Origin of the sequence: Draconibacterium mangrovi, assembly GCF_010586825.1 — a bacterium.
GTDB classification, from domain to species: Bacteria; Bacteroidota; Bacteroidia; order Bacteroidales; family Prolixibacteraceae; genus Draconibacterium; species Draconibacterium mangrovi.
The window spans coordinates 71,420-85,478 of the sequence record NZ_JAAAGB010000002.1; the positions used below are offsets into that span (position 1 = coordinate 71,420).

Annotated in this window: 16 protein-coding genes; 1 reads left to right on the top strand and 15 read right to left on the bottom strand. The window is 41.8% G+C overall.

All coding sequences use genetic code 11. The features are described from left to right. Positions 1-216 precede the first annotated feature (216 nt). The 13 genes from G4420_RS07270 to G4420_RS07330 form a co-directional block, all read right to left on the bottom strand. On the bottom strand, positions 217-2,010 hold the full coding sequence (locus tag G4420_RS07270) for a cation:proton antiporter (protein WP_163322941.1): 1,794 nt from the start codon (positions 2,008-2,010) through the stop codon (positions 217-219). 264 nt (positions 2,011-2,274) lie between these two features. After that, positions 2,275-2,814 (bottom strand): helix-turn-helix domain-containing protein, encoded by a 540-nt coding sequence (locus tag G4420_RS07275; protein WP_163322942.1) that lies wholly within the window; start codon positions 2,812-2,814, stop codon positions 2,275-2,277. Positions 2,815-2,924: 110 nt separating this feature from the next. Next, positions 2,925-4,457: an alpha/beta hydrolase-fold protein gene (locus G4420_RS07280; protein ID WP_163322943.1), complete on the bottom strand. Its 1,533-nt coding sequence runs from the start codon at positions 4,455-4,457 to the stop codon at positions 2,925-2,927. Positions 4,458-4,601: 144 nt separating this feature from the next. Then, positions 4,602-4,937, bottom strand: coding sequence for a hypothetical protein (locus G4420_RS07285; protein WP_163322944.1), 336 nt, complete (start codon positions 4,935-4,937; stop codon positions 4,602-4,604). Positions 4,938-5,292: 355 nt separating this feature from the next. Beyond that, positions 5,293-5,745 (bottom strand): GNAT family N-acetyltransferase, encoded by a 453-nt coding sequence (locus G4420_RS07290; RefSeq protein WP_163322945.1) that lies wholly within the window; start codon positions 5,743-5,745, stop codon positions 5,293-5,295. A gap of 128 nt (positions 5,746-5,873) precedes the next feature. After that, positions 5,874-6,152 (bottom strand): DUF4884 domain-containing protein, encoded by a 279-nt coding sequence (locus tag G4420_RS07295; RefSeq protein ID WP_163322946.1) that lies wholly within the window; start codon positions 6,150-6,152, stop codon positions 5,874-5,876. Between the two features lie 108 nt (positions 6,153-6,260). Continuing rightward, positions 6,261-6,704: a GNAT family N-acetyltransferase gene (locus G4420_RS07300; protein ID WP_163322947.1), complete on the bottom strand. Its 444-nt coding sequence runs from the start codon at positions 6,702-6,704 to the stop codon at positions 6,261-6,263. Between the two features lie 9 nt (positions 6,705-6,713). Next, positions 6,714-7,796 (bottom strand): DNA alkylation repair protein, encoded by a 1,083-nt coding sequence (locus G4420_RS07305; protein WP_163322948.1) that lies wholly within the window; start codon positions 7,794-7,796, stop codon positions 6,714-6,716. 11 nt (positions 7,797-7,807) lie between these two features. Beyond that, positions 7,808-9,145, bottom strand: a complete 1,338-nt coding sequence (locus G4420_RS07310; RefSeq protein WP_163322949.1) for a 1-acyl-sn-glycerol-3-phosphate acyltransferase — start codon at positions 9,143-9,145, stop codon at positions 7,808-7,810. A 131-nt stretch (positions 9,146-9,276) separates the two neighbouring features. Beyond that, positions 9,277-10,224 (bottom strand): bile acid:sodium symporter family protein, encoded by a 948-nt coding sequence (locus tag G4420_RS07315; RefSeq protein ID WP_163322950.1) that lies wholly within the window; start codon positions 10,222-10,224, stop codon positions 9,277-9,279. A 108-nt stretch (positions 10,225-10,332) separates the two neighbouring features. Continuing rightward, positions 10,333-11,487, bottom strand: a complete 1,155-nt coding sequence (locus G4420_RS07320) for an alkaline phosphatase (protein WP_163322951.1) — start codon at positions 11,485-11,487, stop codon at positions 10,333-10,335. Positions 11,488-11,577: 90 nt separating this feature from the next. Then, positions 11,578-12,240: an AlbA family DNA-binding domain-containing protein gene (locus G4420_RS07325; RefSeq protein WP_163322952.1), complete on the bottom strand. Its 663-nt coding sequence runs from the start codon at positions 12,238-12,240 to the stop codon at positions 11,578-11,580. A 40-nt stretch (positions 12,241-12,280) separates the two neighbouring features. Further along, a complete protein-coding gene (locus G4420_RS07330; protein ID WP_163322953.1) occupies positions 12,281-12,727 on the bottom strand; it encodes a GNAT family N-acetyltransferase in 447 nt (148 codons plus the stop codon). Between the two features lie 68 nt (positions 12,728-12,795). On the opposite strand from G4420_RS07330, the gene yjjX reads away from it, so the two are divergent. Continuing rightward, entirely contained in the window at positions 12,796-13,314 is a 519-nt protein-coding gene (yjjX, locus tag G4420_RS07335; RefSeq protein WP_163322954.1) for an inosine/xanthosine triphosphatase, read from the top strand. On the opposite strand, the gene G4420_RS07340 is transcribed toward yjjX, so the two are convergent. Together G4420_RS07340 and G4420_RS07345 are read right to left on the bottom strand one after the other, a co-directional pair. Continuing rightward, positions 13,311-13,631, bottom strand: coding sequence for a NifB/NifX family molybdenum-iron cluster-binding protein (locus G4420_RS07340; RefSeq protein WP_163322955.1), 321 nt, complete (start codon positions 13,629-13,631; stop codon positions 13,311-13,313). The two genes, yjjX and G4420_RS07340, sit on opposite strands and share 4 nt — an antisense overlap. A gap of 48 nt (positions 13,632-13,679) precedes the next feature. Next, a complete protein-coding gene (locus G4420_RS07345) occupies positions 13,680-14,033 on the bottom strand; it encodes a carboxymuconolactone decarboxylase family protein (protein ID WP_163322956.1) in 354 nt (117 codons plus the stop codon). Positions 14,034-14,059 lie beyond the last annotated feature (26 nt).

The window sequence follows — 14,059 nt, forward strand, 5'->3', positions numbered from 1 at the left end:
TTTTTTATTGCAAAATAGTTTCTGTTGCATTCGTACCCATCCTCGTATCCTTCCCTACCAGCAAGGAAGGACGATTGACCTGTGGTTCATCGCAATTTCGTCTCAGGAACTTTTTGTTCGTATTTTATTTTGGAGGCCAATCGCCTTTCCCTTCGAAGAAGGGAGAGACAGGAGCGCGGGTATATTTGTTTCATTTGAATGAAATTGTGCCGATTTTCATTTCTCAGCCTTCAAAACCAACACTTTATCGCCAGCCTGCACACTATCCGCTGAGCTAAATAACCTGATGCTTCCTTTTTCATTTTCGATCAGAATCGGTAAGGTGTTCTCCAGATCGATTTTATTTTCAGCAATCCATTCTTTGCACGACATTTCTTCTTCAACAAGAATGCTGCTTTCACCGGCTTCATCATGCTGCATTTTGTGCATCCATGCATCAAGGCCAACCGGCGAAGCAAATAAGAGGTTTATATTCTCAAGTTCTGTGATTTCATTTAACTCTTCTGACGGAGATTGAGCTACAGCAATTTCAGGAACAAGGAACTTTTCTTTTGCCATTTTTGCGGCCAGTGTATTTACCCGGTTATTTGTTGTCATTCCTACAACTGTTAACACATTGTCGGCTTGTAAGTCTTCCCACATGTCTTCGTGCAGTGCGTTGCCAAACAGACTGTTGAAACCTGCTTTTTCTGCCCTGGCAGCCAGTTCGCGGTTATTATCAATAAGCGTAACCGGAGTCTGATCTTTGAAATATTTAGCCAGAATAAGGCTTAGTGGATTTACTCCGAGGAATACAATTCCACGGCGTTCGTCCATATAAACCAATTCGCCCCGTTTGCGCAACCATTTGGTGGTCCAGCTTAAAAGCACAGGTACAGTAAGGGTGGTAAAAATGGCCATAAATACCAGTATCGAAAAAATGGTTTTATCGATGATGCCCATTCCCAGACCGATTTCAGCAATAATAATTTCAACGGCTCCACGTCCGTTCATCCCTGTCCCGATGGTAATACCTTCGCGCCAGCCATTTCGCGAGGGGAGGTAGAACAAAGCAGTACCCACAATTTTACCAACTATCGCCAGAGTGGTAACCAGTATCAGCAAACCCAGATCGGTTTGAAAAACGGTAACATCAACGAAAAAACCAGCGGTAACAAAGAAAATCGGCGCCATAAACCCGATGGAGACATCGTAAAAAGCTTTGTTCAGTTCTTTCGAGATCTTTTTGGGGAAGAGGTTGTCCTTTATAAACAAACCGGCCATAAATGCTCCTAAAATGCTGTGCATTCCCGCCAGTTCTGCCAACTCGCAATAACCAAAAGTTACAATCAGAATAAGCGTAAAATAGGCGGTGCTGTTTTTCATTCCTGAGCGTGTAATGTACTTTCCGAGGTGCGGCAAAAGGAATACGCCTATTGAAATAGTAAGGCCAAAAAATACCAGGATCTTACCGCCAATCAGCAGCAGTTCGCTGATGTTTATCACATTGGTTTCGGCAAAGTTGGTAATGCCCGAAAAGATAACCAGTGCCAGCGTATCGGAGATGAGTGCACCAGCCATTAACACATAGGCAATGCGCGTATTCAACAGTTTCAAATCGATTAGGATTCGGCTTTTGGTAGCCAGCGAAGTTACGCCAATGGCAATGGCAACAAACAATCCGGCAATTGGTGTTCCGCCCGTCCATACAATGGCAAAGTAACCCAATACAAAGGGTACAAAAAATCCACCGATGGCCGCCAGTAACCCCGCCCACGAAGCTTTTTTCAGGTCGCGAAAATCGATTTCCATCCCGATGTAGACCATCAGCAGAATAATACCGATTTCGGCCAGCACTTTAACCGCCTCGGAATATTCAAGCCAGCCCAATACGGCCGGTCCAAGCACAATCCCAATCAGTAATTCGCCAAGAATGGCGGGATAACCGATTTTACGAATGGCAACTCCTCCAAGATATGCCGCAAGTAATACTGCAGAAATATTCAGAATATTAATGTGAAACTCCTCCATAGCGCTGTTTTTAAGTTATACCAATTGTTTTTCAGTGTGAGCCTTATGCGAAACGGTGAAATTACAATGGTTAATGCCGATAGAGAGGGAATTATAATAGATAAGGCTCATTCTGATCACACATCGGTGTTATCTCCTTTTTACAATATAGGAAATTTAGCTCATATAGAATACCTGAAAGTATTTAATGAAATGTTAATGTATTTGCGGCTGCATTACTGCAATTACAGGGGAAGGAGTGGACTGTAAATATTTATCCGGCTATTAATCCGGGGTTTCGTTTTTTCTAAATGGCGAAGGAATATAGGGTTCGCCGTTCAGCACTTTTACGGTATTTGTTATTGAAAGTAAGGTGTTAATCAGAAGTACACCAAAGAGCGGAGTAGTAACATTTGCTTTCCAGTAAACCCACAGACAACCTGTAAGAACACCACAAATAAGGAGTTGAAAGCTGATAACCGAACGGTAGTGATGTGACATGGCTATTGTTTTATGCTTTCTGGCCCGCCACATCAGCATGGTTGGAAATACCAGCGGAAGGATGCCACTCAAATGTAAAAATCCTAACCAGATGTTGTTGCTGTGTTCTTTTTCCTCGCATTCCCCGGCATCGGTGGCTGCAAATAAACCAAAATCAACTTCCAGTGCCTTGGCAATCATTTGCAGGGTATATGACCGCGGATCTACCTGCCCGTTTTCGATGCGCTGAATCGTTCGGGTGCTCACTTCTGTTTTTTCGGCCAGCTCCTCCTGGGTCATGCCCTTTTTAATCCGTAATTCTTTAATGAGTTTTCCGGTTTCCATTTTGTTTTATTTAGCACTTCAAATGTCTGATTGATTCCGATAATTTACAACTGCATCAGCACGACATTTACACGACAAATAAGTTTCTCTGCCGTCAGAACCGTACTCGTTTATTCCATTTCACTTAATTTTTGCTGTATTTCTGTTAAAACTCGTTTGTGGGAATAATTCGAGCAATGTCCTTTCATAGGTGTAAATTCAATTTGCGCGTCAGATTTAGGGTTTGTAGTACTTTTCAGGTATTGATCAAAATCCCGCATCGAATTATTGAGGTAAAAATTATCCATATCACCCATCCAGATATGAATTTTCCCTTCGAGTTTTGGCCCAAGCTCTGGCCAGTTCGACGCGGTGTATTTCAATAAATCATATTTCTTCCAATGCTCGGCAACTTCTTTATCAATTGCACCGGTAACAGGATCAAAAATCGTTTTGGGCATTCCGTCTTCTCCTTTGGGGCTGTACAATGCATTCCATGCTCCCCACTGACCGCCCGATGTCACATAGGTGTTCGAATATCCCTGAACATTCTCTGCAGTCATTTCCTGTTTTATCGAAAATTGAGGTTCGCCATAAATATCCCGCATACTTGGTCGCAAGTACCCTCGGTCGTTATAAAAAGCATTTTCATTTTCGTAAACATTAACCAGTTGCATTTTAGCAAAACACACCGGATCCGGGCTATACGACCAGCATCCGTTAAAAGTTTCGGGGTAAATTAATTGTAAGGCGAGCGATACCCAACCTCCGGTAGAACAACCATCAACAAAACGGCTTTCGGCAGTTCCTTCAATTCTGAATTGTTTCTCAATTTCTGGAATTAACTCGTTAATTAAGGCCTCTCCGTAAGGGCCGTTGTTTTCTGAATCGAGCTGATAACAATCGCCAAACGGTCCCTCTCCATCAAGAAAAACAGTAATGATTTGTGGCGCATCCTCCGAAGTCCACCACGACATAAACTCCTCATTTTTAATTAAAGAATTGATTCGCGTATACCGACCACCATATCCGGCTACATTATACCGTACCGGATATTTTGTGTTTGGATGGCTTTTGTAACCCGAAGGAAGTAAAACCGAAGCCTTTAAATGCATTGATTTGTTCCACCATTTTGTTAAAACCGGACTTTCCATTTCAAAAAACTCAACTAACTCGTTATCCTCTAATTTCTTTTCAGGAATGATTTCAGAAAAGTTTAGTTCAACCAATTGTTTGTTTTTTGTATCAACTTTTACAGGCGTACTATATAAATTGCCGGCAGTGTTGCTGCGCGATTCAGAATCCCTGTTTTGAACCCAAACTGCCTGTATAAAATATACGCCGTGAGGAACCGAGTTGAAATCCCATTCAGAGGTTTTTGCCCAATCTCCATCGCCATTTACTCTCCGGGATTTGTTCTTGCCCCAGTTCTCGAAATTCTTTCCGAAGACAGATTCATTACCATCATAACCCGATGAGAATCTCGGCTCCGACTTATCAGTGTCTGAAATATAAATTAGTAACCTTCCACTGGATTTAAAGCTGTCTTTGAGGTTATCATCCACCGAAATGGTAAAAGCTAATTTCGTAGATTGCTGTTGCGCAAATCCCGAAAAAAAAGTAATAGCCAGAAAAGACAGTAGGAGAAAACTTTTGATATTCATCTGTTTCGTTTTTATAAATGGATAAGATTTGTGTGCCACTATTTTTTATTGAGAGGTTTGCATGTGTATTTGGCAGCAGTAATATACAGTATTAAATATAATTTTTTTCCCATTAAATTAAAAATAACCAATAACATACTGTTTTTACTTACCCGCCAGGTCGCGAATGGTTTGCCGCAGTATATTTACTTCCAGTTCCAGCTCTTTAACCCGGTTTAGCAGGCTTGCATTCTCGTTTACCAATTCGGTATCGGCGCAATCAGGTTCCGCATAGGGGAATTTGGTGGCCAGCTCACGAAAAAAGTTGTAGTGCAGTAAATTACTCAGATCGGCCAGCTTTTGCACCTGCAGGGTAGGCCGGTGTAGCATGCCGTTAACCGAGGTCGGGTGTAAATTAAAGGCACGGGCAATGTCGGCACCTGTAACATTCCTGCTTTTCATTACTCTTTTTACGCTCGGAAGTACTGAAATCTTCTCCATAAGTATTAAGTTAATTGATTACACCTATAAATATACGTAAAAAACATAAGTGAATATGTAAAAAGCAGGAAATGAGATGTTTTAAGCATATAATGCGATGCTAATAACATCGAAATAGGGGTAAAGAGAATATAAGCCGAGGTAAATAACATTGAGAAATATGTAAAAAAGATCTGGTAAGAGGTAAAAAGCATATTATTTGACGATCAGAAGTACCCGTTTGGATATAAAAGCTTCAGCTTTGCAGGTTAGAGCAGGTGTTCATCGGTTGAATGGCGGCGAATTCGATTAATTATTACTCCGCGGGTATCAAAGGATGTCATCTTTCCAAAAAGAAAACATCCTTTGGTGGATTTTAAACGTCGAAATAATAAATCGATTTGTAATCGAGTTTTTTAGCGCCAATCCGGTCGTAAAAGTCCATGGCGCTGTGGTTGCGCTTATTAACATACCAGTCAATCACTTTTGCTCCTTTACTTTTTGCAAAGGTTTTCAGGTGTTTCATCAGCATTGCGCCAATGCCCAGTTTTCGGTACTCAGGAAATACAAACAGGTCTTCGATGTGGTAATTGGTAACCGCTTTAAACGTTGAGAACGATTTAAAAATAAGTGTAAAACCACAAACTTTTTTGTCTTCGTTTTCGGCCACAAAAACCTTCACGTGTGTGTCGGGGGCAAAAATGGTGTTGCGTATATCCTGCTCGGTGGCGGTAACCATCTCCACCTGATCAACATGAACGGCGAGGCCTTTAATACATTCCAGGATAATTCCTGCATCCTCCGCTTGGGCTTCTCGTATTTGTATCATTTATTCATCAATTTAATATGTTCTGTTGTACGACGAAAGTGGCATGAAATTACAAAAAATGTATAATCCTACCCGTTTGGGCAAGTTCGAATGAGTTCTTTTTTCCTGCTTAAAACGCACTGTCCCGGTTACTCGTCATCAACAATCCGCACATGGTTTTCAATCCGGTTTTGTGTCGAGTCGTTGGTAAAGCTCGTAACGTCGCCCCGGCAATTGGTAAAATACACGTATTCTCCCTGATCGTAGAATCGATACACTTTGCAGCCTTCGTACTCAAACAAGTATGATACATAGTACGAGTCGTTATTGTCCGTCTTATTTGTTGTAACGGGTAATTGTTCAAAACTTGAGCAGGCTGTAAGCCCCAGCAAAAGGGCCCCGGCAATGGCTTTCTGAATTGTTTTCATGGGTTTAAATATTGATGTTTGCAGGGGAAATACAAGAATGATGCCATGTGTTTATGTAAAGCAAGAGGGGGGAGAATTAGTATGTTCCTTCCGGGAACCCGTGTTGGATTATAAGTCCTCGATATCGCAATTGTACCAGGTTTTGTCCACCGTAAAACCGCTTTTTTCATAAAGTTTTATTGCCGGGTGGTTCCAGTTCAGCACCTGTAAGCGCATACGTTTGCACTTTTCGGCTTTGGCTACTTCAAACATTTTATCCATTAAACGGCTGCCCAATCCGTTGCCGCGATAAGCTTCTTTAACATACAGGTCATCGAGGTACAAGGTTTTTCCTACCCAGGTATAATAAGCGAAATAGTAAAGTGCCATGCCTATAATTTCCTTTTCTTCGGTTTCGGCCACATAACATTTAAAGTATTCTTTTTGCTCGTACATTAATTCCAGCGAGTTGCTTACCTTTTCAGGGCTTTTTTCGTATTCTGCCAGTTCCATAATCAGCCCGAACATTGCCGGGAAATCGTTTTCAGTTGCTTTTCTAATTTTAATATCCATGAATAAATTTTAATTGAGTTCAAGTTTGGCCGAAGCTTTTACATCTCCGTTTATAACAATTTCGAAAGTATGCTCGCCGGGGTAATGTTTGCGCGTGGTCATATTTTTGAAGGTGTGTTTTTTGTTGATGGTGTGCACGCCCGGTTTCATTTCCACTTCTTTTATCTGAAACACTTTTGGCGATGTTTTGCCATTGGCTTTTACAAAGTGAACGATGTATTCGATACGCACTTTTTGCTTTTGTTTGGTATCGAGGGCGAGTTTGAAACGAAACGAAATATCATCGCCAATGGCTGGCGAAGTGTTTGAAAGTTGAAAATCTTCCACTTTCATCAGCTCCGGATAGGCAAAGCCAAACAGCAGCATTGCTCTTTTATTTCCTTGTTTTAACAGGGTGCGGCAGGCATGTTTTATAATCCAGTCGGTGTTTTTTGAATTTCCCTGCCAACGCTCGCAAATTTCCAGCACCAGCTTCGGGTGATCTTTCGAAATGTCGTTGAGATTATTGGCCACACTTTTTCGCACAAACTCTTCCGGATCGTCTTTTAACTTTTCCAGAATTGGCAGGATCAACGATGGATCTTTTTTCAAAGCCGGAACTCCTGCAGCCCACGGCAGGCGGGGGCGACATCCCTCGCTGGCAAAGCGCCTTACCCGAAAATCGTCGCTGTCGGCCCAGGCAAGCATATATTTCATGGCGCCTTCCAAATCCTTATTTAAAAACGGCCTGATACCAAATTCCGAACTTCCGCATATAGTCAATTCGCCCAATGCCGGCAAGGCAATATCCCAGTGTTGTTGTCCGTATACCTCAACATAGTCGGGTAAAACAATGGCCTCGAAACCGGTAACTTTTGGTACAATAGCCACCAGAATTTCAACTGCTTTTTCAAAATTATCGGGCAGAAACTGGTGAAGACACAAAGTGGTATGCCGCATTTTTTCTTTTAACTCGCGCTCCGGCCAGTCTTTGTCACACACAGCGGCAACAAATTCTTCCGATTGAAACGACGGATACACTTCTTTTAAAACGGTACCGAAAAGTTGTACTTTCTCCAACGGAAACAGGGTGTCTTTAAGTTTGTCGGCCATGGTAGTAGTTTTTAGCTGAGTTTATTGAGTTCATCAAAAAGTTGTTCCTGCTTATTTTTTAAGTTTTGCCATTGTTGTTTCCTGAATGTTTTCAGGATAAAAAGCCGTCCCCGCCCAATTGTTTTTAGTAAATGAATGTACCATCGAAAAGCCAGTTTGCCGGCAAATGGAAGCAAGGCAAGAAACAACAGTTTGTGCCACCATAAAGGAAGCCAGCCCGAAACTGCCCAGAGCTCGAGTAGATAAACAATAGGGAAGAGGGTAAAACCCAAAACCAGTGAAAAGGAACTCCAAAAGGCAAAGTCTTTTATTTTTTTTCGAACAATGGTATCGATGGCAATAAACGGAATGGCGTTGAATAGAAAACCAAAAGCAAAAACCGGCAAGCAGATCAGTAAAAGCAGTTTGTTGAGGCCAAGTTTCCGGAAGTTGTTTTCAGGGTTTTCAACCAGCCAGGGGCGTAAACCGTATTTCCGCACATGGGTATCGAATCGTTTTGCGGCGCTGCAAATTTCATCCGTTTTTTCTTTGTTGATGGTTTCCAGCTCATCGAGCTTTTTTACCAGTTGCTGATCGCTTTTAAAGCGCTGAACAAATCCATTTTGTTGGCCTGTTTTTTGGGCAAAAGCTTTTCCGTAAATCGCCCGGATAAGCTCGAAATTATCGTAATTTTCTTTGCTTTTAATGTTTAATGTAAGTGGCTCAATCGCTTTTTCAAGCGCATCGCGTAAAGTCAGCGTCGCAGCGCTGGGGTTTTCATTATAGGCTTCCAAAAAATCATTCACTAATAACGGCTCACCAAAATTAACCAGCACACTGCGGTTAAATTTCCAGTAACTGCTGTAATAAATTCCGGTTGGCACAATGTGGATGTCGAGGTTATTATCGGCTTTTTCTTCGGCCTGAAAAACAATACGCGGAACAGCTTTTTTGTGCGATAGCATTTGTCGTTTTGCCGAGTGGGCCGCCTCTGGAAAAAGGGCCAGGGCACCATTGTTTTCCAGTACTTTTATCGAGTCGGCAAAGGTTTTTTCATTTTTAGCGAGCTGATCTTTCCCGTCGCGCATGCGGTAAACGGGCATGATTTTCAGAAAACGTAATGCCAGCGTTATAATACCGGGTTTAAAAATATCGGCACGCGCCAGCCATACCGGCTGAAAACGGGTGTGCAGAAGTATAGCCATCGGGTCGCTCAATGCATTCTGATGGTTGGGTGCAATAAGTATTGGTTTATTTTGGGGGATGTTTTCTGTCCCATTTAAAATAATTTTTTTATGAATGGTCCAGTCGACAAAACGGATGTACTGCTTTAAAAGCCAGTATCCCCATGACCACTTTTCGTATTTCATCTTATTAAAATTGTTTGTTCTCTATGGTATAAGATGCCTGCCTTTTGGCAGACAGGGAACGTCCATGATTTTAATATTTCTACCTCGGTGTTCGGAATTTAACCATGGTCGTTTCATATCTCAAAAGCTAATTATTTGGTTAATTTAAAACGTGCCATAAACGAAGATACGGCAAATCCGCTTAAAATATGCCAAACACCCCACCAGGCTGCAATAATTGTCATACCACCAAGCTCCAGTTCGGGAGGGAATATTTTAGGATTAAACATGAGTACCAGGGCCAAACCCGAGTTTTGGATACCAGTTTCTATTGTAATCGTTCGTTTGTCAATTCTTGGTAAACGGAAAATGCTGCTAATGCTGAAACCTGCCAAAAGTGCGAGTCCGTTATGCACCAGTACAATAAGAAATACCAGGTGGATAAACTTCATAAAATGTTGGAAGTTGGCGCTTAACAAAGCGATTACAAACCCGATAAAAATGACTATCGAGATTTTGCGAATGGGTTTCTTAATTCGATGCGTTAACACCGGAAAATATTGTGCGATCAGCAATCCGGCAATAACCGGAATACCCAACAATATTACCACGGTTTGCACCATTTGGAAGAAATCGATTTTTATGGGAACAAGATAGTCGCCGGCGCCCTGGTTGTTGTAAAAGCGAATAAACAGATCGCCCCAGAATGCAAAGTTTATGGGGGTCATAAAAGTGGCCGAAATCGTTGCAATGGCAGTTAAACTCACCGATAGTGCGAGGTTGCCTTTTGCCAGGGCACTCATAAAATTCGAGATATTACCGCCCGGGCATGATGCAATTAACAACATTCCGAGTGCTACGGTTGGCGTAGGATTTAGCAATATCACAAACAAAAAAGTTACCGCCGGAAGAAGCACAAATTGCGAAATAACACCAACAACAACCGATTTGGGGCGCATTATAAGTTGTTTAAAATGTTCGATTTTAATGTCGAGAGCAACGCCAAACATTATAAATGCAATGGTGATATTAAGAGCTAATAAACCTGTTGGAGAAAAATTAAGCCTTACATTGTCAAGAACTTCCAGTGCTTCTTTCATACGATTAGTTTTGAGGCGGCAAAATACTAAACAATGCTGATATTTCATAAAAAAAACCGGCATTGAACGCTAATGGTCAATGCCGGTTTTGTAATTATAAGGTTTTCCCTATTTGCTTAGAAGCAATTTTTTCATTTTGTCGTGAATGTCGGTATTTTTCATGATTCCCATAAACTCTTCAGCTCCCGGGCCATAAGCAAACACCGGAACCATAACGGCTGTATGGCCAGTTGTCGGGTAGTCGGCTTTCACCCTTCCGGTACTCATGTCGCCACCTGTTAGTGCCATTCCGCCGGTTTCGTGGTCGGCAGTAACCAGCACCAGTGTTTCGCCGTCTTTTGCTGCAAACTCAAGCGCTTTGCCGATTGTCTGGTCAAAATCCAGCATATCTTCCACAATGTAAACGGTGCTGCTGGCGTGTCCGCCCCAGTCGATTTGCGAACCTTCAATCATCAGGAAGAAACCTTTATCGTTATTATCCAGGATATCAAGCGCGGTAGTTGTTGCAACCGGGAGCATGTCGCCACGCTCTGTTGTTCTTCCGTTGTGAACTTCGGCGGTTAAACCGGCCAGTTTTCCACTTTTTACTTTTGCTATTTTATCAATATCGTTTTCAACAGTGTAGCCTTTTTCCTTTAATTCATTTGCCAGGTTACGACCGTCTTTACGTTTTGTAAAATGATCGTTTCCACCGCCAATAAACACATCGATATCGGTGTTCAGGAAATCTGCAGCAATGGCTTCGTACATATTCCGGCTGGGCTGATGTGCAATAAACGATGCCGGAGTGGCATGTGTAATCGCCGATGTTGAAACCAGCCCTGTGGCCAAACCTTTAGCTTCGGCTTCCTCAAGTATTGATTTTACTTTAGCGGTGTCGGTATCAACGCCAATAGCTCCGTTATAGGTTCTTACACCACATGCAAGGGCTGTTCCGCCGGCTGCCGAATCGGTAATGTAATTGTCGGCCGACTGGGTTTTTGAAAAACCAATATGACGGAAGTTGTCGAGAAACAAGTGCCCCTGGTTAGCTGTGATTCCTGCGAAAACCTGGCTTACTCCCATACCGTCGCCGATAAGGAAAATAATGTTTTTTGGTTTCTCAGCTTTAAACTTTTGCGGATACATTTTTACCTCGTAAGGAGCGTTTCCCGGGTAAACTTTATCTGTATCTTCTGATTCTGCATTCAGGTATGCATCTTGCGCAAATGTCCCGAAAGAAAGGGCACAAAAGGCAAGTGAAAAAAATAATTTCTGTAACATGTCTTTTCTTTATTTAGTGCTGTAAATGTATAGTATTTCAATTATTGAACCTTAAATTAACAATAAAAAACTGTGAATAGTTTTGTAAAGTCAACTGAACTTTTCAATTTCTTCTTTATCAAATTCGGTATTCAGCGTAAAATAGGTTCCATCCTGCGTGGTATGCATTTTTATGATGTCGATAATTACAAAGTTGCTCAGTATTTCTTCTGCTTTTTTACGCGATAAATGTGCCTTTCGCATGAATTTTGAAAAAGTGATGGATTCATTGTTTCGTAAATAGTCGATCAGAAAACGCTCGTCGTCGGAATAGCTAAAGTAAACGCCTTTAGGGCTTTTCTCTTTGCTCCACACCTCTAACTGTATTTTGTGGGCCAGAATATTTTCGTCTTTCTGCCTGATGTAGGCCAGCCATTTTCCGTTTTCGTCTTTTGCAAAATGTGGTTTTTTATCGCTGGCTTCAATCCCGATCTCTAAAATGGTTTTCCCCTCAATTTGCCATTGGTGTGTGGTAAAATCAATCTGAGGTTTGCTGTATATTTTTGCCGCCGCCTCAATCATATAAAACTCTTCGTCGCTGCTGATGCCGGCAATTTTGCCATTGTCTTTTACGCCAATAAGCAAACGCCCTCCATCGGTATTGGCAAAGGCCACCAACGATCTGGCTATTTTTTTCGAGTCGTTAATACAAAACTTAAAATCCTGCTGCTGATGCTCTCCCTCTGCAATAAGTTTATAGATATAACTGCTCATGCGTTAATTGTTTTTTGGGCTTTTCAATAAAATCTGATCACTATTTCATCCACTCAAACGTTACATAGTGGTCCTGGTTCATTCCCAGATTCTCGTATGTTTTTTGTGCCGCTACATTCGTTTTGTCGGCATACAGACGAATTCCGTTCAGGTTGTCGGCTTTCATCACCATATCTTTAATGAATGCATACATTTTGCGGTAAACACCTTTTCTTCTGAATTCGGGCCTCACGTAAACCGATTGTATCCACAATATTGTTCCGTTGCGCCAGTCGCTCCATTCAAAAGTGGTTAGCAGCGAGCTTACTACCTGCCCGTTAACTTCGGCTACGTAGTAGTGGCCTTTGTTGCTGTCGTTTAAAACGGCTTCAACACCCAAATCAACGGTTGGTGCGTGCAGTTCGATGCCTTCTGTTTCGTGTGCCATTGCCAGCTGAAATTCTACTAAGGTTTTGTGGTCTTTTAAAGTTGCTTGTCGTATTATCATGTTATAAGTTTGAAATCAACGAAAATAGTAATTCCACAGAAATCATTAATTTTCGCCAAAGTTAATTTATGAAGATAGTTGTAGCCTCAAAAAATCCGGTGAAGATAAATGCCACCGATGCAGGATTTAGTACCTATTTTGAAGGAGTTGAAGTGCTGGGTGTTTCGGTTGAGTCGGGTGTTTCGGATCAGCCCAAAAGCGATGAGGAAACATTAAACGGCGCGTTAAACCGCGTGGAGAATGCCCGAAAGAAATTTAGTGATGCCGACTATTGGGTGGGTATTGAAGGTGGGCTTTCGGTTAATTGTTCGGAAGTTGAAGCTTTTGCCTGGATCGTCATCTCATCAGGAGAAAAAACCGGCAAGGCACGAACAACAAGTTTTCAGTTGCCCGTTAAGGTTGCAGCGTTAATTGCCGAAGGTTATGAGTTGGGCGAGGCCAACGATATTTTATTTAAACAGGAAAACTCGAAACAAAAAAGCGGGGCAGTGGGGCTGCTAACGGGGAATAAAATTAACCGGACCGCCCTTTACAAACAGGCGGTACAGCTGGCATTGATGCCATTTTTAAACCCCGGTTTATATTAGCTTTCTATTCGGTCCATAATTTCGTCAACACGGATGCGCTCTTCGTTTAAAAGCACTAGTTGTAGTTTTTCTTTTTCCAGACGTTCGCTAACCATTGGCCCTACTTCGCCGGTTACAATAGTGGTTACTCCCTGTTCTTTTAAAAAATCAACTAATTTAATTCCGCTGTGCGATTCTTCAATAAATTTATTTTCCTCAATTGAATACTGGTTTTTGTCAACGTCAAACAGCACAATGTATTCACACTTTCCAAAACGAAGGTCGAGAAATGACTTTTCTGTTTTGCCTGAGGATGTAATCGCAAATATTTTACTCATAGTATAACTCTTTTAGATTTTAATAATAACAATTATATCCCAAAATGTTTAATCTTTTTTTAATTTGTTCAGTTCTTCCCAGTATTCAACGGCTCTTCGCGTGTGCGGAATACAAATGGTTCCGCCTACTACATTGGCCACACTAAATACTTCAAAAACTTCGTCGGTGGTAACATTTAGCTCGTGGCATTTTTCGAGGTGATATTTTACGCAGTCGTCGCAGCGCAGCACCAGCGATGTTGCCAGCCCCAGCATTTCTTTTACGTTGGCACCCAGAGCACCTTCTTTATAAGTTAGCGTATCGAGACTAAAAATGCGCTTCATCACTTTATTATCCGAAGCCAGAATTTTCTCATTCATTTTTGCCCGGTAACTGCCAAACTCTTCCACTAAATTTCCCATAACTTCATTACTATTAATGTGGCGGT